This is a genomic window from Pandoraea sp. SD6-2, from assembly GCF_000389825.1.
Taxonomy (GTDB): Bacteria; Pseudomonadota; Gammaproteobacteria; order Burkholderiales; family Burkholderiaceae; genus Pandoraea; species Pandoraea communis.
The window spans coordinates 195,623-216,616 of sequence record NZ_KB944439.1 but is presented as its reverse complement, the minus strand read 5'-3'; the positions used below and the strand labels follow the sequence as shown (position 1 = coordinate 216,616).

Annotated in this window: 30 protein-coding genes; 8 read left to right on the top strand and 22 right to left on the bottom strand. The window is 60.6% G+C overall.

The genetic code is table 11. From position 1 onward, the window contains the following. Nucleotides 1–19 precede the first annotated feature (19 nt). The 14 genes from C266_RS12170 to C266_RS12110 all read right to left on the bottom strand — a co-directional run bounded on the left by C266_RS12170 (nucleotide 20) and on the right by C266_RS12110 (nucleotide 11,898). Nucleotides 20–391, bottom strand: a complete 372-nt coding sequence (locus C266_RS12170; RefSeq protein WP_010806560.1) for a hypothetical protein — start codon at nucleotides 389–391, stop codon at nucleotides 20–22. A 1-nt stretch (nucleotide 392) separates the two neighbouring features. Next, a complete protein-coding gene (locus C266_RS12165) occupies nucleotides 393–866 on the bottom strand; it encodes a hypothetical protein (protein WP_246831177.1) in 474 nt (157 codons plus the stop codon). A 16-nt stretch (nucleotides 867–882) separates the two neighbouring features. Then, the gene (locus C266_RS12160) at nucleotides 883–2,424 is read right to left on the bottom strand and encodes a hypothetical protein (RefSeq protein WP_010806558.1); all 1,542 of its coding nucleotides are present in this window, start codon (nucleotides 2,422–2,424) and stop codon (nucleotides 883–885) included. A 63-nt stretch (nucleotides 2,425–2,487) separates the two neighbouring features. Beyond that, nucleotides 2,488–2,652 carry a hypothetical protein gene (locus tag C266_RS27740; RefSeq protein ID WP_168162906.1) on the bottom strand — a complete coding sequence of 55 codons (165 nt, stop codon included), beginning with the start codon at nucleotides 2,650–2,652 and terminating at the stop codon, nucleotides 2,488–2,490. 7 nt (nucleotides 2,653–2,659) lie between these two features. After that, nucleotides 2,660–3,490, bottom strand: coding sequence for a hypothetical protein (locus tag C266_RS12155; RefSeq protein WP_010806557.1), 831 nt, complete (start codon nucleotides 3,488–3,490; stop codon nucleotides 2,660–2,662). Continuing rightward, complete coding sequence (locus C266_RS12150) at nucleotides 3,490–4,161, bottom strand: hypothetical protein (RefSeq protein ID WP_010806556.1); 672 nt, start codon at nucleotides 4,159–4,161, stop codon at nucleotides 3,490–3,492. The genes C266_RS12155 and C266_RS12150 overlap by 1 nt, the downstream gene beginning before the upstream one ends. Nucleotides 4,162–4,170: 9 nt before the next feature. After that, nucleotides 4,171–4,569 (bottom strand): hypothetical protein, encoded by a 399-nt coding sequence (locus C266_RS12145; protein ID WP_010806555.1) that lies wholly within the window; start codon nucleotides 4,567–4,569, stop codon nucleotides 4,171–4,173. 3 nt (nucleotides 4,570–4,572) lie between these two features. After that, on the bottom strand, nucleotides 4,573–4,827 hold the full coding sequence (locus C266_RS12140; RefSeq protein ID WP_010806554.1) for a HeH/LEM domain-containing protein: 255 nt from the start codon (nucleotides 4,825–4,827) through the stop codon (nucleotides 4,573–4,575). Between the two features lie 74 nt (nucleotides 4,828–4,901). Then, nucleotides 4,902–6,389, bottom strand: a complete 1,488-nt coding sequence (locus C266_RS12135) for a P22 phage major capsid protein family protein (RefSeq protein ID WP_246831176.1) — start codon at nucleotides 6,387–6,389, stop codon at nucleotides 4,902–4,904. Further along, nucleotides 6,289–7,062, bottom strand: a complete 774-nt coding sequence (locus tag C266_RS12130) for a DUF6651 domain-containing protein (RefSeq protein WP_010806552.1) — start codon at nucleotides 7,060–7,062, stop codon at nucleotides 6,289–6,291. The genes C266_RS12135 and C266_RS12130 overlap by 101 nt, the downstream gene beginning before the upstream one ends. Before the next feature lie 140 nt (nucleotides 7,063–7,202). Beyond that, nucleotides 7,203–8,591, bottom strand: a complete 1,389-nt coding sequence (locus tag C266_RS12125; RefSeq protein ID WP_010806551.1) for a DUF4055 domain-containing protein — start codon at nucleotides 8,589–8,591, stop codon at nucleotides 7,203–7,205. 13 nt (nucleotides 8,592–8,604) lie between these two features. Next, the gene (locus C266_RS12120; RefSeq protein WP_036662762.1) at nucleotides 8,605–9,891 is read right to left on the bottom strand and encodes a terminase large subunit domain-containing protein; all 1,287 of its coding nucleotides are present in this window, start codon (nucleotides 9,889–9,891) and stop codon (nucleotides 8,605–8,607) included. Then, entirely contained in the window at nucleotides 9,878–10,468 is a 591-nt protein-coding gene (locus C266_RS12115; protein ID WP_010806549.1) for an HGGxSTG domain-containing protein, read from the bottom strand. The genes C266_RS12120 and C266_RS12115 overlap by 14 nt, the downstream gene beginning before the upstream one ends. Nucleotides 10,469–10,524: 56 nt before the next feature. Further along, a complete protein-coding gene (locus tag C266_RS12110) occupies nucleotides 10,525–11,898 on the bottom strand; it encodes a ParB/Srx family N-terminal domain-containing protein (RefSeq protein WP_010806548.1) in 1,374 nt (457 codons plus the stop codon). Between the two features lie 86 nt (nucleotides 11,899–11,984). On the opposite strand from C266_RS12110, the gene C266_RS12105 reads away from it, so the two are divergent. The 4 genes from C266_RS12105 to C266_RS12090 all read left to right on the top strand — a co-directional run bounded on the left by C266_RS12105 (nucleotide 11,985) and on the right by C266_RS12090 (nucleotide 13,280). Then, nucleotides 11,985–12,173, top strand: a complete 189-nt coding sequence (locus tag C266_RS12105) for a hypothetical protein (RefSeq protein WP_010806547.1) — start codon at nucleotides 11,985–11,987, stop codon at nucleotides 12,171–12,173. 81 nt (nucleotides 12,174–12,254) lie between these two features. Then, entirely contained in the window at nucleotides 12,255–12,614 is a 360-nt protein-coding gene (locus C266_RS28405; protein WP_371257067.1) for a type II toxin-antitoxin system HicA family toxin, read from the top strand. Then, entirely contained in the window at nucleotides 12,611–13,006 is a 396-nt protein-coding gene (locus C266_RS12095) for a type II toxin-antitoxin system HicB family antitoxin (RefSeq protein ID WP_010806545.1), read from the top strand. The genes C266_RS28405 and C266_RS12095 overlap by 4 nt, the downstream gene beginning before the upstream one ends. 22 nt (nucleotides 13,007–13,028) lie before the next feature. After that, a complete protein-coding gene (locus tag C266_RS12090) occupies nucleotides 13,029–13,280 on the top strand; it encodes a hypothetical protein (RefSeq protein WP_010806544.1) in 252 nt (83 codons plus the stop codon). Between the two features lie 102 nt (nucleotides 13,281–13,382). Here the strand turns inward: C266_RS12090 and C266_RS26175 are convergent, their stop codons facing one another. The 6 genes from C266_RS26175 to C266_RS12055 form a co-directional block, all read right to left on the bottom strand. Continuing rightward, nucleotides 13,383–14,009 (bottom strand): GP66 protein, encoded by a 627-nt coding sequence (locus C266_RS26175; RefSeq protein WP_010806543.1) that lies wholly within the window; start codon nucleotides 14,007–14,009, stop codon nucleotides 13,383–13,385. A 31-nt stretch (nucleotides 14,010–14,040) separates the two neighbouring features. Next, a complete protein-coding gene (locus C266_RS12080) occupies nucleotides 14,041–14,415 on the bottom strand; it encodes a hypothetical protein (protein WP_010806542.1) in 375 nt (124 codons plus the stop codon). Nucleotides 14,416–14,618: 203 nt separating this feature from the next. Next, on the bottom strand, nucleotides 14,619–15,389 hold the full coding sequence (locus C266_RS12070) for a hypothetical protein (protein ID WP_036662684.1): 771 nt from the start codon (nucleotides 15,387–15,389) through the stop codon (nucleotides 14,619–14,621). Further along, on the bottom strand, nucleotides 15,346–16,113 hold the full coding sequence (locus C266_RS26170) for a hypothetical protein (protein WP_144265803.1): 768 nt from the start codon (nucleotides 16,111–16,113) through the stop codon (nucleotides 15,346–15,348). The genes C266_RS12070 and C266_RS26170 overlap by 44 nt, the downstream gene beginning before the upstream one ends. A gap of 206 nt (nucleotides 16,114–16,319) precedes the next feature. Beyond that, a complete protein-coding gene (locus tag C266_RS12060; protein ID WP_144265802.1) occupies nucleotides 16,320–16,901 on the bottom strand; it encodes an SANT/Myb-like DNA-binding domain-containing protein in 582 nt (193 codons plus the stop codon). 2 nt (nucleotides 16,902–16,903) lie between these two features. Then, a complete protein-coding gene (locus tag C266_RS12055) occupies nucleotides 16,904–17,218 on the bottom strand; it encodes a hypothetical protein (protein WP_036662682.1) in 315 nt (104 codons plus the stop codon). Between the two features lie 22 nt (nucleotides 17,219–17,240). Here C266_RS12055 and C266_RS12050 point away from each other — a divergent pair, with 22 nt between their 5' ends. After that, nucleotides 17,241–17,882 (top strand): hypothetical protein, encoded by a 642-nt coding sequence (locus C266_RS12050; RefSeq protein WP_144265801.1) that lies wholly within the window; start codon nucleotides 17,241–17,243, stop codon nucleotides 17,880–17,882. A gap of 11 nt (nucleotides 17,883–17,893) precedes the next feature. On the opposite strand, the gene C266_RS27735 is transcribed toward C266_RS12050, so the two are convergent. Next, entirely contained in the window at nucleotides 17,894–18,037 is a 144-nt protein-coding gene (locus C266_RS27735) for a hypothetical protein (RefSeq protein ID WP_168162905.1), read from the bottom strand. Beyond that, a complete protein-coding gene (locus C266_RS26825) occupies nucleotides 18,034–18,348 on the bottom strand; it encodes a helix-turn-helix domain-containing protein (RefSeq protein WP_010806535.1) in 315 nt (104 codons plus the stop codon). Before C266_RS26825 ends, C266_RS27735 begins: the two co-directional genes overlap by 4 nt. Before the next feature lie 81 nt (nucleotides 18,349–18,429). Between C266_RS26825 and C266_RS26165 the strand changes: the two genes are divergently transcribed. The 3 genes from C266_RS26165 (at nucleotide 18,430) to C266_RS28065 (ending at nucleotide 20,630) form a co-directional block, all read left to right on the top strand. Further along, nucleotides 18,430–19,266, top strand: coding sequence for a S24 family peptidase (locus C266_RS26165; RefSeq protein WP_010806534.1), 837 nt, complete (start codon nucleotides 18,430–18,432; stop codon nucleotides 19,264–19,266). 18 nt (nucleotides 19,267–19,284) lie between these two features. Continuing rightward, nucleotides 19,285–19,815 (top strand): hypothetical protein, encoded by a 531-nt coding sequence (locus C266_RS26160; protein ID WP_144265800.1) that lies wholly within the window; start codon nucleotides 19,285–19,287, stop codon nucleotides 19,813–19,815. Nucleotides 19,816–19,961: 146 nt separating this feature from the next. Next, nucleotides 19,962–20,630 carry a hypothetical protein gene (locus C266_RS28065; protein ID WP_246831175.1) on the top strand — a complete coding sequence of 223 codons (669 nt, stop codon included), beginning with the start codon at nucleotides 19,962–19,964 and terminating at the stop codon, nucleotides 20,628–20,630. Nucleotides 20,631–20,994 lie beyond the last annotated feature (364 nt).

The following is a 20,994-nucleotide window of genomic DNA, read 5'->3' as shown; positions in this document are numbered from 1 at the left end:
CGGATCGGCGTGGCCCTGACTATTTTTTTAGCGCGTCCCGGTCCGCCTCCGGATCTTGGCGAGCGAAGTGGGCCTGAACCCCGAGCATGACCGCCTCGACGCCAGCGTCGTCCAAGCGTTGGATAAGCGCCTCCACCTCGGACTTGGTGCGCAGGGGTGGCACGGCATCGCCGTTGATCGCGCCGACGAACAGCAACGGCATGACCATGCCCATATAGGCCTCGTTCTTGGCCGAGTCGCCCAGCGCCTCAATGAGGCGGTACTGCGCCAGAATGCCCGGCTTGCGCAGTAGTAGCGTGCGACCGGTGGCGTCCTGCACGGAGTGTTCAGCCATCGCCGCCTTCACAATTTCGTCGCTCGGCGTCCCCGTGTTCACAATGAGCTTCGTCATATCAAGACACCTTTACGCGGCGCGAGGCCACAAATGAGACCTTCTGCTTAACCGTGTCGTCACCCGACCAGTCGCCCGCGTCGTCGTACTTCAACAGCACGCCGAGGAAGCGAAATTGCGACACGGCGCCCGACACTTCGGTGATGGTTTCGGTGATCGTGCCACCCTGCTCATCCACACCGGCGTAATAATTGTCTTCTGCCTGGGCGAAGAAGTTATCGAGTTCCGGCCCCTGACGCTCGACGTCGAAGGTTCCTGACCAGCCGTCCGGGAAACGCACGTGGCGCGTGATGCCGTCGAGGCCCTTCACCTTCTTGTCGGTGATGTCCTGCTTGGCGGTGAATTTGGTGATTAGGCCGAAATTCAATGGGCCGGTCGACGTGTTGATGTCGACCGACACGTCGCGGCCGACGTTAAAGCCATTCACTGGCATGGCGAACTCCGAAATGAGAACAGCCCGCGCTCGGCGGGCCAAGATGTTTCAGCGAGGGTTACGCCGGCTGCGTGCTCTGGCGCGTGACGGTGACCGACTGGCCACCTTCCAGGTTGATGATGAATTTCTCGACGACGCCGAGGTAACGCACCTTGCAGTCATCCTGCAAGTAGCCAAGCGCGACGCGATTCGGAGGGTTATTGCGATCGTCGCATTGGTTGGAGAAGTCGTCGATCATGCCGACATTGTCACCATCCCCCTTCATGGTTTCGAGCCACGAACTTATGGTCGATCCCGCCTGACGACGAAGAGGATCGTTCTTTTGCGTCGACTGAAGCTTCCCGACGAACTTACCCATCGCGCTGTTGAGCGTGTATGCAAGGTAGTTTGTCATCCGCGTGTAGTTGTCGCCGTTGATGACCGGGTTGCTGCTCGCGTTGTGTCCGATACGCACGCCGAACGAGTTGCCCGCCGGGATGGGGTTCGTGACGATGTCGATGCCAGCTTGAGCGAGTGCTTGCAGCTCAGCGCTCGAGTACAACTGGTTCTGCATCGACTTCTGCGTGCCGACAATGCCGTAGAGGGGCTTGTTCAGGCTCGATTGCTCGGGCGACAGATTTGCCAAGCGACCTGCCACGAAGCCCTGCGGCGAGACGAGGCGGATCACGTTGTTCACCGTGTCTTGCCAGTAGACCCAGTCCCCAAAAAGAAGCTTCAGAGTGTATGTGTCGATGCCAGCACTGGCTTTCGTAGCCGACGCGTTCGTGATCGTGTCACCAACGGGGCCGACGGCGATCATATAAATCCCCTCGGACAGCCCGAACGCCACCTGAGTTGTCCAACTCGTCGAGTCGTCGCAATCTGCCAGCATTGCAACGCTTGTGAACGTGTTGCGAAGCGCATACATGCCCTTGCGCGGCACTGTATCGACGCCAAGAAGGGTAGCGCTCGTGATGGTGGTCGCGCCGTCCGTGCCGCCCGAGAGCGTAGTGCTGCCTGCTGTCGGCGCCGTGGTTCCGGTGCCAGCCGTTGCGACGATGAACTGGGACGGCCCGCGCAGGCCCGACTGCCCCAGATTGAGGGCCGCCGCGATGTTGGCCCACAACGCCGCACCGGTGCCAGTGATGTTGTCAAACACCTCGGGAACCTGTCCGGGCATTGCTACGACGGCACGCCATGAGTTCGCGGCCGAGCCGGTGCCCAGTGTCACGACTAGGCTATTGCCCAACGTCCCGGTGTACTTCGCCGTGAACGTGATGTTCGTCGGCGACGCTCCTATTACCGCGCTGGCCGCGACGTCGGTGCCGTCCGTGACTCGCACACATCGGAAGTTGTTGGCCCCCTGAAGCGCGGCCACGGCCACCTGCGTGCCCATGTCGTACTTTCGGGGCATCACGGCACCGAAGTTCTGGGCGTAACCCGCCATGTCGCCAACGATCGTGGGCGAGTTCACCGGGCCCCACTGAGCAGTGCCTACGATACCGAGGATGTTGGTCGGCAGGCCGTTGATGAGCGTGTTGCGCGGCGAGAGGATCTGGACGTAGACGTCCGGGACGATCAGCGCGGTGGTATTCAGCGCGCCTTCTTGAGAAACCGGCATTTGTGCCTCCGGAAACGAAAAAACCGCCCGGAGGCGGTCTGCAAATGCTGTTTGTTGAGCGACTTACTTGCCGGATTTCGGCTTGGTGCCGCCCGAATCGTCCGGCGTGGCGACCTTCACCACATAGGCTGCCTGTTCCGATTCGAGAATGGCCGCGACCTTGTCGGCATCGGTGATCTGGTCACCCTTCTGGTAGCTGCCAAAGGCGTGCAAAACAACGAGATTCATGAGTGCCTCACGAAATGTGAATGTCCAGCGCATCAACACCGCCGGTGATGAAAGCCTGCGGCGCAACAACGCCGAAAGCGTTGTCGATCTGGGTGGTGGAATAGTCGACGCCGTAGATCACGTCCCGGCGGTAGATCTGCTGCTTCTGCTGCGCGTCGTCCTGGCGGCTGCTCTGGTAATGAAAGATCGCCATCGAGCCATCCGGCAGCGTCGCCCGCACGAGCGGGCCTATCGCCTGGTCGATTGCCATGCCCAGCCGATCCCGGACATCAAAGCAGTTGCCCCAAGCCGTGATCTGAAAGCCTTTGCGCTGCCGCCGCAGTTCTCGAATGATCCTGCCGGTTGTACCTACGCGAGCCTCGAGCGAGTGCGCCCCGGGAACGGTGAAAGCGGGGCCAGCCGATGTCGCCGGGCGATCCGCACTGATTGCGGTGGCCAGTGCCGTTGCGATTCCTGCGAGCGAGTCAGTCGCCTGTACACCGTAGACGTACGGCTTGCCGTCAACGATCGCCGCGACGTTCTGGGGCGCAGCCACAGCGCCGCCGAGCGTTACGGTGGCGTCGCTCACGGTGACCGTCACGGTCGGGGCCGCGATCGATTGCAATTCCCACTCGCGAACCGTGGAGCGAAGCACTGTCTCAGTCGGCAACGGGTAGACCGATACGTACCCGATGTTGCTGGCGAAGTCTTCGCGCATCGCTTCGGGCTGCGGCCAGCCTGGAAACACCTTGACGGCGCACCCAACGATGGGCGAGATCGGGTTCGCCGTGCCGTTCGGGTACAGGTAAGCGGCAACCTGAGCCACGATCAGGTTGCTGACGTCTGAAAGGTCGGCCATTACGCGTGCAGTTCCGTGGTGGTCAGGCGCCAGCCCATATCGGTCAGTTCCGCGCCCTGAACGACGTACCGCCGACCAAGGTTGCAGGAGAGAGTGTCAGATGCTTGGAAGACGACCGACGCCGGCACCGACCTCGGCAGCAATATCCGCCAGCCGATCTGCTGCGAAGAGGACGGCAGGCCACTGATGGACTTCTCGCGCTGCCCGAACAACAGGATCGACGCCGGCCAGCCTGCGCCCGTCGCGTCGCCGATCAGATAGTCGTCGCCGCCCGCGCCGGGCTCGCCGCATGGGCCGCCGTAACCGACGGCCCCAACGCCGGTGGCCGGTGCGACGCGGGTCGCGCGTACGGTGACGTTGCACTCGACGCATTGAATCGGCAGGTGTAACTGCTGGCTTGCGATGAAGAATGTGCCGCCCGGCCCGACGAGATAGTCACCGGCCTGCGTCTTCCGCCCGTCGAACAGGCCGTACCAGACCGGATCACCGTAGCGATTCGGCTTCCCGTAGCTCATATCCTCGGCATTGAACGCCGCGAGCAGGCTACCGGTCTGCGTGGCAAGTGGATTCGCCGCGCTGGCCGGACGGAACTTCACGTAGCTCAGCCCGAGCCGCTTCGCCGCCTGCGCGTAGCCCGCGTAGATGCGGTTCTGAAGAGTAATCGCGTCCATCGTGGTATATCAGGCCCGGCTAAGGGCAATCGTCGCGCCGCCGGGGCCAAGCATCGGACCTGGCGCAAAGCCGATGAACGCGCAAAGGCGGCGCCGCCACTCATCGAATAGCGCCAGACGGTCGCGCATTTCATACGGGTTGTGCTTCCAGACTGCCGCCTGTTGGGTGTCGAGGTTGTCGCCGGTTGCAGGCACAGCCGATTCCAGTTCAGTGAGGGTCGCCAGATAGGTGACCATCACCGCTTCCTCGCTCGCAGACAGCGTCGTCAGCCGCTGATACAGGGACATGACCACCATCCCGAAGCGCCCGTAGACGATGTCCTGATCGTTCGTGATCGGCATGGTCGTGCCCGCGAGCGGGTACCCCATAAACCGCCGAACATCGGTCAGTTGCGCGTCGGTGAGCATGGTTTAGCCTTCGTTGGCCTTGTCGAGAAGTGCCTGCAGGTCCGCCTTCTTCGCGCCATCCGGAATAGCGATGCCCTTATCGGCGAGCGCCGCCTTCAGTTGCTCGACGGTGAGCGCCTTTGCGGCTGGTTCCTTCTTCGCGCCGTCTTCATCGAAAAGCTCGTGCTCGTCGGTGAGGTCCGTCTTGTTGATCACGATGTAGCCGAGCGGGTTGTCGTCCGACACCGGCGAAACGACTTTGACCGTTTCGAGTTGCATGGTCACTCCAATGCGATCCGGGGCGACAACGTAAATCCGCCGCCCCGATAAGTTACGGAAAGCCTCGTGCCGGATTAGCCGAGCAGCGTGGCGATGTGGTTCGACTTGATGGCCTGCGTGCCCCACGCCAGACGCACGTGGTAGACCAACTGCATGAATTGGCGGTACACAGCGACGTCGAACGTGATGCCGGTGACAGGGTCAGTCACTTGGATCACGTCGTCGGCCATGTCCATCGCCTTGCCATCCGGGCCGATCGGCATTGCCGGTGCGCGGGTAATCAGTTGGATTGCAGAGCGGCTGAACGCGAGGTTCGACGTTGCCGTGGCACCCACTGAGACAGCCGTAGCCGAAGACGGGATGGCTTGCAGCAGGCCCGGGGCAGCGATCGTGACCACGCCGGGCGCGGTCACACCGCTTGCCACCACGTATTTGTTCGCGTCGCCCGCGAACGTGACCGTGTCGCCTGCCAGCACGGTACCCGTGCCAGTGATCAGACCTATCTGCGTGGCGCCGATCGCATATCCGGCGGTATCCGTGGTATAGCTTGCGCCGCTGCCCTTCGCGATCGGCTTGATGGCGGCCGAGTTGCGGATAGCCATGCCTTCAAGTTCGCCGATCATGCCCCGGCGCAGCAGCTCGTCGGTTCCCGCTTCATTCACCTTGAACAGGACGTTCTGCTTGCCGCGCAGGTTGGCGATTGCGGACGATCCAAGCGCCAATTGCAGGTCGATCTGCGGCGCGCCGTTGTCGTCGAGGATCTTGCGCACCTGCGCGATATCCGACAGGTCACCTGGGGTGCCGAACGGGGCCGTGCCCGGCGTACCGTAGGCGCGCGACGCATTTTGATAGGCCGTGGTGGCCAAATCGACCTCGATGGCGTTGCCCAGGGTACGGAACGCTTGCGCGAACTGATTCATCAGCACGCCACCGTACGTCCCGGCGTTGTTCATGCCCTTTTGCTCTTCGCCGTTCCAGCGAATCGGCACGTGCTTCGATTTGCTGATGGTCATCGACACATTGCCGATATTCGAATCACCCGTATTCGGGGCCGTAACGGCCGGCGTGTTGTCGGCCATGGTGCCCGGCGGCGCGATCGGAATGGTGATCAGCTCATTGAGCGCAGCGCGCGCGCCGCTGCTGTTGCGCGATACTGCCGGGATCATTCCGACCAATTCGCGCGAGACGACGTCGAGCGCCTCGTAGATGGTGGGAATGAGGCCGGTCAGAGTATTAGCGCCGAGGACCACGCCGCCGACCGGCCGCAGTGCCATTGCATGGAACCATTCCATGGCTTTCGAAGCGACCTTTGTCATGGTCGCAGCCGGATAGGCCACGACCGCGAACGCGATAGCGACCAGCGCCATACGGCGCAGATTGGAAAGGAAACGCTTCATCTGGATGAGCCTCTTTAAACAAAAATGGCCGCACGCGGCGGCCTTCAGTTGGGTATTGGACTGATCAGTCCGTGATCGTCGTATTCGTATCACGCGCTGCGGCCGCCTTTTCTGCGGGCCCCAACGCGTCGAACTGGGAACGTGACATCGTGCGCTTGCCACCACCGCCGCCGTTCCCGCCCCCGCTCGCGCCGCCGCCACTGGCACCCGAGCCCTTCAGGATGCTGTCGCGCTGGGGATGGCCGTCGATCAGAATCGACAGCGACTCCTCGAAGTCGGCCGGTTCGCCGTGGCGCGTGCGGCTGAAAAGCTGGTTGCCGCTCGCGTCCTTCGCCACGATCTTTCCGTCCTCGATCGAGAAGTGCTTGCCGAACGTCGCTTGGACGAAGTCCGCCGGGATTGCGACCTTCTCTCCGATGAATTTCGAGCGGGCGAAAGCGCCGCCGATCTTCTCGTCGAAAAGTGCCGTCTTCAGCGAGTCCCGTTCTTTGACGATCGGATCGAACTCAGCGCGAACGGACGCGATCGCCTGGTCCTTCACCTTCTGGACTTCGCCGGCATCCACCAGCTTCTTGTCGTTCAGGTTCTTGACCGTTTCCAGCGCGGCGATAGCGGCAGCGGGGTCACCGATACCTTCAAACGCCTTCAGGGTGCCTTCCGCCTTCTCGGCTCGCTCGCGGTGACTCTTGGCCTCGCCGTTGAGCCGGGAAATGTTGCCGACGGTGGCATCGGCGTCGAACGGGGCTTCGCCGCCGCCGGCGCTGATGAATACCGGCAACTTCTGACCGTTGACGTCCTGCGTGACGATGTTCCCTTCGGCGTCGTACTTGAATGGCATGGTGGCTTTCCTCGGGCATCCGCCCTTGATTCCGTGCGGCATCCGCCGCGTTGCGCCCTCGGCATCCGCCGGACAGGCAAAGAAAAAGGCCCCGGGCGCGTTGCCAGGGGCCTTCGGTAAATCGTTCGACGCTCGGCCGCTCAGTCTTGGAGCACGGGCGCTGCAGGGCGCTTGAGGTTCGCCGCGATGCGGCTCTTCTCTGCTTCCCAGTTCAATTCGGGACTGATCACACCGCGCCGCTGGGCCTCGCGGAAAAGCGACTCATCGGACAGCGTGCCGTCAATGTTCATGTCGCGCAGAAGCTCGAGAGACGCCTGCGCGAGCGTGGCCGCGCCGAATTCCTTGTAGATCGTGACGTGGCCGCCCTGCTTCTCACCGACCCAGTCGGCCATGAGTTGCAGCGCCGCGTCGATCGCGTCTTCCTCGTCGTGCGCGATGCGCTGCAGCGCACACATGCCTTGCTCGTTGTCCGCGAGCGTCTGGGACTCAGTGATGTTGCCGGGTTTGATGACCAACAGTTCTGCGCCCGCTTGGCGCATCCGGTCTTCGAGATCCAGTAGCGACAGACGCCCGGCTTCGATGGCTTTGCCGGTGTGCTCAACGAACTTCATGTCAGCGTCGGGACCGTCAGCCTTGATCGCCGTGGATGCGCCGACCACGATCTGCGCTTCGCCGAGGTTCTTTGCGAACAGTATGGGCACGCGCGCGACGTGCAGGATGGTCTGCTGGTCGCTCTTCGACTGCCAGTGTTCGACGTTCGCATGCGCCAGTTCCATCAGCGGCGGAACGGCGGTCATAAAGCCCGTGCGCTTGCCGTACACCGGCACAAACGGGATGCGCTTCATTGTCGTGGTGCCTGACTGATGAATCACCCAGACCTTCTTCCCGTCCGCGTCGACCTTCTCAGTCTCGCGCCAGGTTTCCCACTTCCCGATATACAGAACTCGCACCTGCTCTATCTGTTTCTCGCCGAATTGGCCGTCATTGACAGCCACGCGTTCGAGCAGCCGCAGTTGCGTCAATGTCTCAACACCATTGATCCTCATCGAACGCCATCCGAGGATGTCGCCCTTGCGGATATGCACGAAGTACGGACGCAAACCTGCCCGGCGCTCGTCCGCCACAGTCGTCACCCCTTTTTCCTTCGTCGGGTAATCGACCAGGATGCCGGCCATGCCTTCGGCGAGCACCGTGTCAGCAAGCGCCGCCGCGTAGGTGTGGAGGCTTCGACCCTGAAGGTCGATGTCTTCTGACCATTCCTTAATCCGCGTCGGAACGTCGTCGTCAAGCGTGATCGGCCGGGAAAACGGCTTTGCTGCCAGCACTTCGACCGTTCGCGGAAAAGCGGGGAACAGCGTAGCTGTGTTCAAGCGCGCCGTGTAGGCGTCATCCGCCTCGTTCGGCCACTGCGGCAGATAGGTCTTACCAGCAACACGCATCGCACGCGTGCCGCCCATCAGAGCGGCGATCAAGGCGAGATCCTCGGCCGCTTCGGCTACGGCGGCGGTCGGGGTTCGAACGTTGGACATGCCTGGATTCTCGTTATGCGGCCAGCGTGCTGACCGTGGCCGTGCGCTTGACGATGGGCCACTTCTTCACGAGGAAGTACCCGTTCGCGTCGTTGGGGTGGTCGTGGCCGGTTTTCTTGTCGGGCTGGCCGTCCTCACCCCAAACCTGCTGCTCGAGCGCCTCGGTGGTCACCGGGCACGCATGAGTATTGATTCGGAAGCGGCGTTCACCGGCTGCGTTCAGGATCAGAGCGTTGTAGGCATTCACCCGATCCTTTACGGCCGGGTTCGCCGAATTCACTTCGACCTTAAAGCCGGCTTGCTTGAGAATCGACAGATCCGACTCGCTGGCATTCTTGGTTGACGTGTTGCCGCCTGACGCGTCCGGATAAATGACGATGCCATGCCCAAGATCGGCGAAGTCCTCTTTCAGGATGCGCGCCATCGCGGGCGTGTCGCGCACCTTGGTGCGTTCTAGCAGGGTCATCGGAAGTCCATCGCGCACGACGTTGATCGTAGCCGTCATGTTCAACACGTTGAAGTCCATCCCGACGTGTAGCGTTTCCTTCGGCGCGATCACCGCGTCCGTGTGGTTCTTCACCCGGTCGAAATCGGCGTAGATGCTACCGCTGGCAAGGTTCACGAACTGGCCGCGCAGGTAGGCGGCAATCAGTTGAGCCGGGTAGGACTCGAATAACGACGGGATGTAGTCGTCTGGCAGGTTCAGCTCATTGTCATACGTGCTGGCCTGGATAAGCCCGTACATCTCTGCCAGCGCGGGCTTCTCGCGCACGGCTTTGACGAACTGCTGGTAGACGAACTTGAAGCCCTCGGGCGTCGTGGTGACGTCGATCCCGTTCAGCAGCCCGGGTACGTTGTAGCGCATCCGTGCAATGATCTTGCGCCACGCCGTCTGTGCTTTCTTCAGCGGCATCACGTCCAGCTCGTCGATCAACGCGTGCCCGATCTTGAAACCAACGATCGTTTCCGGCTTTTCCATCGAGCGGCAGATGACAGTGCCGCGATACTTCCGTCCCTCGTAGACGTGAACCTCGTGGTTCGTCTGGTTGATCTTGACGGCCAAGCCCATCACAGCCGCCACCTCTTCCATCGTCGGATAGAAGATGTCCCGAATCTGCGGGTACGTCGGGGCAAAGTAGCCCTGATTGATGCGCGGCCACTGCCAGAAGTGCTGGCAGATGCTCGTGCAGCCCACCCACGTCTTGCCCGAACCGAACCCGGCGACGTACGCCCGGAACTTGTGCGGCATCTGCAGGAACTGGGCCTGCGGAACATTAAGGGTTGGACTAGGCGTCGTCATCGGCGTCATCGGTGCGGCGCCTTGCGTCCTTCACCACGAAGGTGAACGAGCGCGATGCGGGCGGCTCGGGGTTCTGTTCGTCGCCGCGTTCCTTCAGTTCCAATCGCTTCAGTTCAGCGTCGAGCGACATGTTCAGCATCGCAGCACGCTGTGCTTCAAGGGAAGCGATGCGCGCTGTCAGGCGGTCGATGATGCCCACGTAGTCGCGACGCTTCGTGTGCACCTCTGCAGTCGCCACCTGCGGGCCGCCGCCTTTTCGTTTGACGGCTGACCGTTTGACGGCTGACTCGACCTCAAGCGTGCTGCCCTTCTCTTGTTCCTGCGCCAGCGCGCGGGCCAGACGGATGCGCGTCAGGCGCAACTCATCGTCGATGCGGCCCAGTTCGATACGGTCGAAATCGGCCTGCTCTTCGGGCGTCAGGTACTTGCTGTACAACGAACCGGGCTTCGCCGCATGGGTGTTCCCCTTGGCGGCCGGCTTGTTGTTCCCGCCGTGCAATTTGCAACGCTTCGCCCCCACTGAGGCGTGTCGTTTGCACGGCTGACCGTTGCGGCCTTTGGCTCCGCACAGGGCCATGCTCGGACCTCATTCATGGGGGAGTTTTCGCAAATCCCTGAAATCGACTGGATTGGTTACTCATCCGGATCGGGAAATTGAACATCTGTCATGTCCACATCGCCGCACGCCGCGACGGCCTTTTTCCAGTCGCCCTTCACGAACACCAGCACGTTCTGGTGCACCTTCCCGAGCTTGCGGCTGGCGGCGAACTGCTTGCCTGCGCGGATGGGCGCGCTGCCCAATGCCGTCAGCAAGATCGCCTCGTTGTAGAGCGTCAGCCCGGCGTCGAGGAAGGCGGTGATAGTGTCGGACACGAAATTGCGATACGCGCCGCTGCGCGCCCGAACGTCGCCCACGACAAAGCAGGCGAAGCGGTCAGGCTTCAGCAGCGCCGCCGCGCCCGCGATGACGTCGCGATATGCAGCAAGGAATTCGGGGTACTTCATCGTGGACAGGTCTTCCGGCGTGTCCGAATAGCGTTCGAGGTCCGCATACGGCGGGCACGAGAACAGGAAGTCCGCCGCGATGCCCTTCAGGGCTTTGCCGATGTGGCGACTGTCGCCCACCTGCCACGCTGGTGCCGGATCGTCCGGCGCAATCAGGTGAAGCTGCTCGCGGTTGGCGGCCACCTGCTCGTCGCGCAGTTCCATGCCGACATACTGGCGGCCGAGGCGCGCCGCAACGATGCCGCGCACGCTACCGCCGGCGAAGGGGTCAATCACCGTCCCGCCATCAGGGCAAAACCAGCGATACGCCAATTCACACAGCACCGGGTCGAACACGCTGGTGCGGTGCTGCGCCGTGGCACCGCGGGCAGCCTTCTGCGTCTCACTGGCGTTTCCGTACGACGGTGCGTCGCGCCCTACTTCCGATTCGATGCCCAGCGCCAGCCAGGCGTCCTTCCGGTCTTGCCACGCCGTCGCGCGTGCGTCGAGCGTACTGAACGGCGGCACCATGAAACGCTCAGCCAACGAGCCAGCGCCGTCCGGCCCGGGTTCACCCGGCTCTGCTAGCAGGTCGCGCAGCTCAGCGTCGCTGAAGCCGATCACAGATAGGTCAAAGCCGTCTTCCTTCAGCTCGGCCAGTTCAGCCGCCAACAAGTCTTCGTCCCATCCCGCGTTCAACGCAAGTTGGTTATCCGTGAGGATGTAGGCACGTCGCTGGGTGGCGTCCAGGTGCGACAGGTCGACCGTCGGCACCTCGAACGGCTTGGGGCACATGGCGACGTTCTCGCCCGATTCCCACATCCCGATCGCCGCCTCAATGCGGCCATGCCCGGCGACAATCCCGCCGTCTGCGATGAGAACCGGATTGGTCCAGCCGAACTGTCGCAGCGATTCGCGGATCTGCTCGATCTGCGCTGCGCTGTGAGTGCGCGCATTGTTCTCGTAAGCGGCCAGCTCATCGGTCGATCGGTAGACGATCGAGAGTTGGCCGGGCCTTTTCATAGACGACAGGGAATCTGGCGCGGAGTCGCGGAGCCGCGCGGGGGGATATGGCAAACTTAGCACTCCACACTACGGAGAAACACAAGATGCTGAACTACGACCAAATCGATGCTCGCTCCAACGCTCTCGCACTCGTTAAGATCGCGTTGGAGAGCAAGTCGATACCTCTTGGCGGCTTTAACTCTGCAGCGACTGTAGCCGATGCGGGGAAGCAGGATGCGGTGTACTTGGCGACGCTGATTCAAACTCTCGCCGATAAGCTCGAAGGCAAGTAAAAATCGAGGCCCGCGAAAGCGGGCTTTTTTGCTGCACGCGCCCCCACCGCTCGTTTCCCCGCAGGAGGTACGGGTGGCGACATGTGGCGCGCTGCCGGGGTTATTTCTGAGAAGGATCGGACACTGGCCGGCTGGCCCGGGCAGCGACGCGGCGTTATGGTCTTTGCCCTGCCGGGCGAATCAACCGATACGCGTCACGCTGCGCATAATTTCTTTACACAACGTTGTGTATTGCGTAAAGTTACACACATGACAAGCGCAGACATCATCAAACGACTGAAAGCCGCCGGATTCACCGAAGTGTCGGTGCGCGGCAGCCATCACAAGTTTCGGCATGAGAACGGTCGAGTGGTGATCGTCCCGCACCCGAAAAAGGACATGCCGATTGGCACCGCCCGCTCAATCTTCAAGCAAGCGGGCATTGACTGGAGAAGCGAATGAAATATCCGATCTACGTGTGGCAGGAAGGCGAAAGCGCCTTCGGTGCCGCCTTTCCGGATCTTCCGGGCGTACACACGGCCGCCGATACACTCGACGAACTCGAGCGTATGGCGCAGGAAGCCGTCGAACTCATGTACGAAGACAGCGCCGATGCTATCCCGGCACCGACCTACGACATCCACAAACTGCATGCGCACGAGGTGGATGACGGTACCGGCTGCTGGATGTTCGTTGACATCGATCTGTCGAAGGTCAGCAGCAAGGCTATTCGGCTGAACATCAGCCTGCCAGAGAGGCTAGTTCACCAGATCGATGCGGTGGCCGAGAAGCGCCATATGTCGCGCTCGGCGTTTCTGGCACTCGCGGCACAGCGCGAGATGGAACACGCTTAATTCATCAGCCTAGGGATCCACAATGGAAAAGTCACTGGTCGAAGCCACAATGACGACTGCGGGGAATACGCATGCCATTCTCGCTGCGATGATTGCACTTCTGAGTACTGTGGAGCGAACCCCACAACTCGAGCGGGCCATGAATCACTGGATGGAAACGCTGCTCTCAACATCGCTCGGTGCCGGTTGGTCCGACACACAAATCGAGGCCTTCGAGAAAACACGCGCACTCATCGATTCGGCGATCGGATCTGCAATAGCGCCGAAACAATGAAAAAAGCCCGCACTAGGCGGGCTTTGAACGTACTTTTGCTGAGTATGGCGAAATCTTAGGTGCTTTGTCCCAAAACTGCAAGAGCTTTTTCCTTCGAAGTCCTTACGCTGCAACGGGCTGCGCATAATCGCACGCGGGATGGGTTGAAGATGGGACGACGCCATGCGAGACGAAGCCCGCTTCGAGCCTCGCCACTGCCAGATTTTCCAGTTCCGTGAAGCGTGCCGCCATCCACTTGGCCGCGCGAAACGCCGTGCTCTTTGCTATCTTGTGGCGCTCGGCCAGATCCCGGATCGACACTCCTTCCCGCTTCGTACGCGGCAGGTAGTTCCACGCGGTCAGGTCGCGCAGCAGCGCCACGGCCGTGATGCCGCTCGACTTGCGCGACCAGACGGCCAACGTATTGATGCCCGCCACCTTCTCGTCTCCATGCGCGAAGCGCGCGAGCACCGCCGCATACTCTGGTGACGGCAGCCGTGTGCGCGCCGCGTCCGTGATCATGGCGCACTGCGCGCGGAATTCCTCGAGCGTCAGCCGCTCGGAGTCAAACTCGCCCTGCGGCCCGCGCAACTCGTTCAGCCATGCTTCCTGCGCCTTCGTCGGCTTGTCAATCGACTCGATGATCCGAATCAGCATGTTGCGAAACGGTGCCTTCTGCCGAGGCGGCAGCGACAGAACGAGGTACGCCACGTGGAGCGCCTGTCGAGTGTCTTGAAATGCTTCGTTCATTGGCCTGATCCCCGTCAAAAGTGCCAATCCATTACTCAAAAATCTCTTGCTGCCAGCCGCCGCCTTCTCGCTTCGGCTTGGGGCGCACGGCGATGAATCTGAATGGGTACAGTTCAGCCGCAACCTTGATCTTGACCCGCGCATCATCCTGCCAATGCCCTTTCACCTCGTGAGCCTCGAGCGTTCCGTCTGCGAGCATCACGAAGAAATCCGGCGAATAAAACGTGTTGTCGGCCAGTCGCAGTTTCAGGCCTTCGAACTTGTACCAGGCGACGGTTCCAGCCTGTCGACGGGCTTCAAGCAACGCCTCGTAGGCCGTCTCCGTCTTGTTCCGCTGCCCTGCTTTCAAGCGACCGAGCGCCTGCATGCGCGTCTTCGCCGAACTTCTGAAATTGAACGTACTCATGCTTTCCTCGCTGCCCACCGGGCCTTCACTTCGTTCTCAATCCGATTCACTGCGGTATCGCCCAACTGCCTGCGCCACCGGTCGAGGGTCGCCCGCCGCATCTCGACCTTGGGCAACGCCATCAGGTGACGAACCCGACAGCACGGCTTCGTGAAGTCGAGCCGACCGGCGTTTGCCTGGCAGAGTGGGCACAGATCCATGCGTCACGCCTGCGGGGCTCGTGCCGCGCCCTTCTCTGCCTCTCGCGCGTACGCGAGGACCGAGTCCGGGAGCAACTTCGCCACGGCGTCGGGGCGATCTGCAATCGGGAGCAACGCCTCGCGCGTACGCGAGAGCGAGCGTTCCGAGCGGCCCGGGCGTCCTGCCAGAATCGCGGCGAGGTGCGCACGGCCTGTCGCCTTGTCCGTCGTGGCTTTGCCGGGTGCAGGCAAGGCGGCCATGGCGGCCGGAACGGGCTGCAGGTTTCCCTCGTCACGCACCGCATCGAGTGCTGCGGCGAATCGCTTCACGAGGACGTCCCGACCAAGCGTGCGCATCTCGTACCCGCCGACGCGCTTGGCCGCCCAGAACAGTGCCGGATCGGGCCAGACGTCGCTGCCGTCGGTGTCCCGTCGATGCAACTGCGCGACGGCGTACTCGAGCAGTTCGTTGACGTGCTGACGCGGGCGGCAGAGCAGCCGGAATTCCGGGCAGGTCGGCACGTAAGGGCGATCGCGCAATGCGGCGATGCCGCGCTGCCACTCGGCTGCGGTCAGATCGGCAAGATCGAGCGCCCACTGCCGCTTCACGCCTTCGAGGTGTTGCCGCACTGTCTCGGGCTTCGACGGATCCCCGCCGCGCCACATGTCCGCCAGCCGGGCGCCGTAGCGCTGGCCAAGCACGGTGAACAGGCGCTCGATAAGCCGCTGCGGTGCCGCGTCTTGCGGCCAGTCAACTGACGTGCCGCGCTTCAACGTCGATGGTGTCGTGGTCATAGTCGTGTCCGATTGGGTTACCGGCGAGGCCGGCGAGGATTGCTGCGTTCTCGGCCTGTCGCGGCGACGCGCGCGGCGCGGCCTGGTTCGCCAGCACACGGTCGACGTAGGCCGGGAGAAACACGATTGGCTCGGTGGCTTCGTCCTGAGCCTTCTCGATAGCCTTGCGCATGCGCCCGACCGACACCCGGGCGTTGCACCATGCCGTCGCGAGAGGCACGAATCGCTTGCGCTCGTGGATGCTCGTTGGGTCGATATCGATGCCGTGCTCGTCGCCGAAGTACGTGGCCCACTCGGCGGGGTTGGCCGGCACGCGGGGGTCCGTGAAGTCGCTAGCATCGGAAAGGCTGCGATTTTCATCGTCGTCGCCTACGACGATTGAAGTACCACTACCTTTTGATACTCCACTCCCTTCCACTCCACTCCTCTCCGGGGGTGAACGTTCACCGTCCGCTCCCCGTTCGTTCGACGAGTGTTCGCCGAACATTCCGCGATCATTAGACGAATGTTCGCCGTCCGATTGGCGATCACTCGCCGAATCTTTCGATTTCATGCGGGTTTGACGGCGCTTCGGCGCACCGGACGGAACAGTGCCGTCCGGGCGAGGATGCTTGAACGTCGGCTGATCGATCTTCTGGTGATGCCAGCCGGTAACGATCCAGAAGCGCTGTCCGGCGACTTCATACTCGTCGAGCAATCCGACGCGAAGCAGTTCGTCGACCATTCGCCGAACATCCGCCGAAGTCAGGTCGTCGGCCGGGAACACCTCAGCCTTCAACCGCTTCTCGTTGGCCGAGTGAATCCCAGCGTCATCGCAGAAATTCCACATCCCGATGAAAAGGATACGAGCGTCACGAGAGACGTCCATCACTTGCTCGGACGTCCAAAACTCGGGTTTGACTGAACGAATTCGTGCCATTGATTCCCCGCCTACGCGGTACCGTAAAGAGCCGCGATCAAGGGGTCTCGTCGAACGAGACTGCCTGTCTTGATCGCATAGCGGACGCGCGCACGCGCGCAGCGGGCGGCCTGATATTCGGCATCCTTGCTCAGTCTGAGAGTGCGACGTCGGTCGATCTCTTTGCGCGTCAGCGGCTCTGGCTTCTGAGCGTCGACGCCGTTCCCGAGAGAAAAGCGTGCCGCCCAAGCGCCAGCCGGCGCGTAACGTACCCAGCCTGCGATATGCAAGTCGCCTGCTTCGTGGTGCTCGCTCAGAAGCAGCAGGATCTGGCGCCGCGAGTAGCCTGTGACCATCGCGAGATACTTCGAATCGCCCATCGGCACCTTCCGCAGCTCTCGCTGAATCGCGCCCCAGGCGATCGATGTAGCCCGCCCCCGCTTCCCATTGCGATCTGGCAACCCCAAACCGTAGCGGCCGTGTTTGCGCACCGCGTTTGTCGTGCGCCCGGGGAAATGTTCGGCGATGCATTTGATGGGGAGCGCCGAGTCCCACAGATCCGTCAGCCGAGCGCTGTCTTCCGGCGACCATGGCATGCGCTTGTTCCCTGACATGGTCAGTCCCCCAGGGAGTGCTTGAGAAGCGTGCGCATCGCGTCCTGTCGCTCGAGCATGGCCTCGTACTCAGCGCGGGGCATCGTGACCGTGTCGACGTCTTCTGGGATTTCCGGCGCACCGTCGAGCCGAGACAGATCCAACCCGAGCAGCTCAAGCATTTCGCAGAACTTCTTGAGGGACAGCCCGTGACCGCGGCTGTTGTGGAAGCGATTGAAGTTCGTTCGGTCAATGCCGAGAGCGTTCGCGACGGCTATCTGAGTCCGTTTCGCGATCAGGCCCACTACCACATTTTCGTTTCTCTCAGCAACCTTCATGTGTTGCTCCCACGTGCGGTTCGTGATCCATACGATTGGTTCCAACAAAGCAAACGAGGCGGCGCGATTGCGCCGGATTGAAATGGTGAGGATTCCCACCTGCCTTAGAATCGTTGGTTCCTACACCGTTGAAACCAAAACAAGGGGAAACCCCATGGACATTGCATCCATCAGTGCCGCATTGAGTGGCCTGAAAAGTGCATTCGAGTTGACGAAGACAGCCGTCGCAGCACGGGATCAATCGAAGCTCGCCGAGGCGAAGCAAGTACTGGATGAACGGATCTTCGATGTCACAAACGCCGCGCTTCAATTGCAAGAGAAGCTGTCGGCGGCACGCGACGAGATTGATGCGCTCAAAGACGACAAGCGAAAGATCAGTGCACGCGTCGCTGAGCTTGAACAAGGGCAGTCGGAGCGAGCGAAGTACCGCCTTCATGAACTGTCGGAAGGTGTTTTCGTCCTCGCCTACAACGGCGGAAGTACGCCGGATGAAATAACCGATCCCGCGCACTACCTTTGCCAGTCCTGCATGGACAACGCGTCGAAGAAGGAAGTACTCCAGACGCACAAAGGGAATGGGAAGATTTTTCTTCACTGCAACGCATGCAAAGCGAACTTCCTCACCGGAAAGACGTACCAGATCAAGATGCCGAGGCTGTACTAGCTGAAATCGCATCATCGACGCCCCCGGAACTGTTTCGGGTCGTAATAGGGACTGGCCAGCTTCCGATCAGCGCGATGCAGCCGCCACGCGCTAAAAAGCGAGGCGACGGCACCGAGCAAACCGAAGCGGCGGCGAATCGGGGTGATCTTCGTCATGCGATCGCCCCCGCAGTGTCCCCGTCAGCCGTTGCGCCCTCACCGCCTCTTTGGGCGGGAGGGCGACTTCGAGGGCTTCGGGGTGGATCCTCGGCTTCCGGGTGGGATCGGATGTATGCCCAATCCACACGATCGTTCAGATCCTCACATCTGACGCTGCCGTCAGTGAGGCGCTCAATCGTCGGGCAGTGCTCAGGCGGAAATCGGCCAGAGCGAATCCATTGCCACACTGCCCCGGGCGTTACGCCAAGTTTTCCCGCCAGCCAAGTCTGCGTCAGCCGGTTCTCGTGAAGATAGGTATTGATGTCCATGCCCAAATACTAGTATCACTATTTGTTTTGGTCAATAGGAATCCTTGTTGAACTCATTAATAGAATCGCTATATTCGCCCTATGGCAAAAACAACCCTTCTTCCCTGGCAGATCGAAGACGCGGCGCGTCTGAAGGCCCTATTCAAAGTCAAATCCGATCTATCGCAAGAGGCGTTCGGCGCGAAGTTCGAGATCGGCTCGCAGGGGATGGTTTGGCAGTACCTCAATGCGCGAAGCCCGCTGAATGCGAAGGCCGCCGCCGGCTTCGCGCGCGGTCTAGGCGTTTCTATTGCCGATTTCAGCCCGACGCTCGCCAAACAGGCCATGAGCGTTGCGTTACATATTTCGCCTGCACTGCGTAACTATGAAGGTCCGCCCCCCTCTGACGTTCTCCCTGATGTGAGCGAGTTGACGGATGCTGACTTTGACGATCCGACCAGCGCCGCGGCCCATCTGACCAGATTCGATTTTGCAAAGGCTTTGGCGGACGAGATTGAGATCCCGCGCTTCGACGTACGCGCGTCCATGGGGAATGGCTTCCCGATGCCCGACTATGACAATGTCGTGGAACAGATCAGAGTCACCCGGACATGGGTCCGGGACACCCTGCCAAATGTGTCCAGCCCAAGGAATCTTGCGCTTTTGCCAGCGTTCGGAGACTCGATGGAAGGTACCTTCAACGACGGTGACTTGCTATGGGTTGACCGTGGCGTGGTCGACGTGAAAGTTGATGCGATTTATGTTCTTGCTCTGCGCGATGAGTTGTACGTGAAACGGCTGCAGCGTCGTCCGGACGGATCAATTCTCATGATCTCAGACAACAAGAAGTACGAGCCGTACCTGATCCAGAATGGCGAGCGCGAGAAATTCAAGATCCTTGGCAGAGTGGTCTATGCGTGGCGCGGGACCAAGCTTTGACCCCAAGGGACATATTTGTTGGACGTTGCGCTTCAGGCGCCGGAAAAACCAACTTTCACCAGTGAAAACGAGAAAAATATGATGACCAAATCGGGAATTATCGCGGCCTTCGCCATGGCGGCGTTGCTGACCGGATGTGGCGATTCAGAGGAGAAGCCGAAGAGCGCATCCCGGCCGACAGAAGTGCCAGCGCCCCCAACACCGCCTCAGCCAACTCACTACTACTCCATCGCTCAAGATGGCGAATATGGTTATCAACCAGCACTAAGCGATGATGACCGAAAAGCCGGGACCGCAACGAAGGCGTTGCTGATGGTGCGATATCAGGGCAAGACCGGGAAAAAATACCGTGTAGATCTCATCGACAATGGTGTGACCAACAAGGTGTCCTGCGAATCCCCCTGCAAGTTCGTGAAATCAGAGACGTACCTCGATGGATATAAAGCTCGGACAGATACGGTGGCCGCAGCCGAAGGCTCCCTCATTTGGGCCATTCTTCAAGATGCCATGAACGGTGAACTTGAGGTCTATCAGAAGCCAAAGAGCTAGAAACGAGCGCAATCACCTTCACGTAATCGGTGTATGCATCGAACGTAGAGAGAACATGCTGCGGTAGTGCGTCATTGCGCCAATCTGAACCGGCACCAAGCAGCTATAAGAAACAGCAAATAGCCACCAAAATTCGGGGATCTTGAGTGAGCAAAATCCTAATGGCAGCTTGGGCCGCAGCAGTGATTTCGGTTTTGTCGGCCTGCGACAATGATTCCGATGAGCAACGCAAGACGGATGCTCCAGCTTCTGCGGCGATGCAGTCCAGTGAGCGTAAATTGCCGGCTGCATCAATCGAACTTCCACAGTCGCCGGCAGAAAAGAAGCTTCTAAGTGATGTTGGTTGTTATGACGATAAAGAGTGCCTAACCTTCGACAAGTTCGACCGTCAAATTCTCAAAGAATACCCAGACATCAGTAGCATCCGGTACCGCATCCCGCGCGAGCTGGATGCCGACCCCGAGACTGCACGGTGGATGCACCAGGACTTTCACCGTGCCCTGTACTTTGCCAAACAGATCCGCCTGGCAGATGGTCAATCTCTCTTCGACTTCATCAAAAATTGCAGCCGCGGATTTTCAACGACTGATTTTGCCCAGGTTGATCGAGATTTGAAGACAGGCACGTCATTCATATCTATGCAATATTTCCCGGTGCTGCGACGACAGGAAACCGGGAAAGATCTCGAAATGCAAATCCTGTTTGAGCGACGCGGGGACAAGATCGAGGCCCGGAGCCCGTTCTTTTCGTCGAGCGTGCTGCAACGAAATGATTTCCTCGCGTCGCACGGTCTAACGTGCGTCATCAGGAGGTAACGGACGAGACGCACCGACAATGAGCATCTGGACGTTCTCGTAGGTGGCAAAGCCCGTGACGCGTTGAGATCGTTGAGATTTCACCAGCGCCGATTCGCAGCAACGATATTTCCGGCATTCGCACCACAGATTTTCGTCTGACCTTTGGCGCCATTATTGCCGTCGCCATAGGGCTAGCCGGGATGATGGCCAAAGGATTCCACTGGTTTTAATCTCTCAGACAAGTGCCACCATACAAACCCGCTTCGGCGGGTTTTTTGTTGCCTGCTGCCCGCCGCGAGCGGGCATTTTTGCGTCCACGCCCGACAATTCCTATCAATACAAGAATGTCGATAGCTATTATTTCTCCTTAAATACTAGAATT

Coding starts and splice junctions, on each gene's coding strand:
- C266_RS12120 (WP_036662762.1), bottom strand. CDS start 9,891: ATGACGACGCCTAGTCCAACCCTTAATGTTCCGCAGGCCCAGTTCCTG.
- C266_RS12150 (WP_010806556.1), bottom strand. CDS start 4,161: ATGGACGCGATTACTCTTCAGAACCGCATCTACGCGGGCTACGCGCAG.
- C266_RS12090 (WP_010806544.1), top strand. CDS start 13,029: ATGGAAAAGTCACTGGTCGAAGCCACAATGACGACTGCGGGGAATACG.
- C266_RS12115 (WP_010806549.1), bottom strand. CDS start 10,468: ATGGCCCTGTGCGGAGCCAAAGGCCGCAACGGTCAGCCGTGCAAACGA.
- C266_RS12160 (WP_010806558.1), bottom strand. CDS start 2,424: ATGCCGGTTTCTCAAGAAGGCGCGCTGAATACCACCGCGCTGATCGTC.
- C266_RS27735 (WP_168162905.1), bottom strand. CDS start 18,037: ATGACGAAGATCACCCCGATTCGCCGCCGCTTCGGTTTGCTCGGTGCC.
- C266_RS12060 (WP_144265802.1), bottom strand. CDS start 16,901: ATGTCAGGGAACAAGCGCATGCCATGGTCGCCGGAAGACAGCGCTCGG.
- C266_RS12130 (WP_010806552.1), bottom strand. CDS start 7,062: ATGCCATTCAAGTACGACGCCGAAGGGAACATCGTCACGCAGGACGTC.
- C266_RS28405 (WP_371257067.1), top strand. CDS start 12,255: ATGTGGCGCGCTGCCGGGGTTATTTCTGAGAAGGATCGGACACTGGCC.
- C266_RS12110 (WP_010806548.1), bottom strand. CDS start 11,898: ATGAAAAGGCCCGGCCAACTCTCGATCGTCTACCGATCGACCGATGAG.
- C266_RS12145 (WP_010806555.1), bottom strand. CDS start 4,569: ATGCTCACCGACGCGCAACTGACCGATGTTCGGCGGTTTATGGGGTAC.
- C266_RS26825 (WP_010806535.1), bottom strand. CDS start 18,348: ATGGACATCAATACCTATCTTCACGAGAACCGGCTGACGCAGACTTGG.
- C266_RS27740 (WP_168162906.1), bottom strand. CDS start 2,652: ATGAATCTCGTTGTTTTGCACGCCTTTGGCAGCTACCAGAAGGGTGAC.
- C266_RS26170 (WP_144265803.1), bottom strand. CDS start 16,113: ATGGTCGACGAACTGCTTCGCGTCGGATTGCTCGACGAGTATGAAGTC.
- C266_RS12055 (WP_036662682.1), bottom strand. CDS start 17,218: ATGAAGGTTGCTGAGAGAAACGAAAATGTGGTAGTGGGCCTGATCGCG.
- C266_RS12070 (WP_036662684.1), bottom strand. CDS start 15,389: ATGACCACGACACCATCGACGTTGAAGCGCGGCACGTCAGTTGACTGG.
- C266_RS12125 (WP_010806551.1), bottom strand. CDS start 8,591: ATGTCCAACGTTCGAACCCCGACCGCCGCCGTAGCCGAAGCGGCCGAG.
- C266_RS12080 (WP_010806542.1), bottom strand. CDS start 14,415: ATGAGTACGTTCAATTTCAGAAGTTCGGCGAAGACGCGCATGCAGGCG.
- C266_RS12155 (WP_010806557.1), bottom strand. CDS start 3,490: ATGGCCGACCTTTCAGACGTCAGCAACCTGATCGTGGCTCAGGTTGCC.
- C266_RS12140 (WP_010806554.1), bottom strand. CDS start 4,827: ATGCAACTCGAAACGGTCAAAGTCGTTTCGCCGGTGTCGGACGACAAC.
- C266_RS12095 (WP_010806545.1), top strand. CDS start 12,611: ATGAAATATCCGATCTACGTGTGGCAGGAAGGCGAAAGCGCCTTCGGT.
- C266_RS12170 (WP_010806560.1), bottom strand. CDS start 391: ATGACGAAGCTCATTGTGAACACGGGGACGCCGAGCGACGAAATTGTG.
- C266_RS26165 (WP_010806534.1), top strand. CDS start 18,430: ATGGCAAAAACAACCCTTCTTCCCTGGCAGATCGAAGACGCGGCGCGT.
- C266_RS12105 (WP_010806547.1), top strand. CDS start 11,985: ATGCTGAACTACGACCAAATCGATGCTCGCTCCAACGCTCTCGCACTC.
- C266_RS26175 (WP_010806543.1), bottom strand. CDS start 14,009: ATGAACGAAGCATTTCAAGACACTCGACAGGCGCTCCACGTGGCGTAC.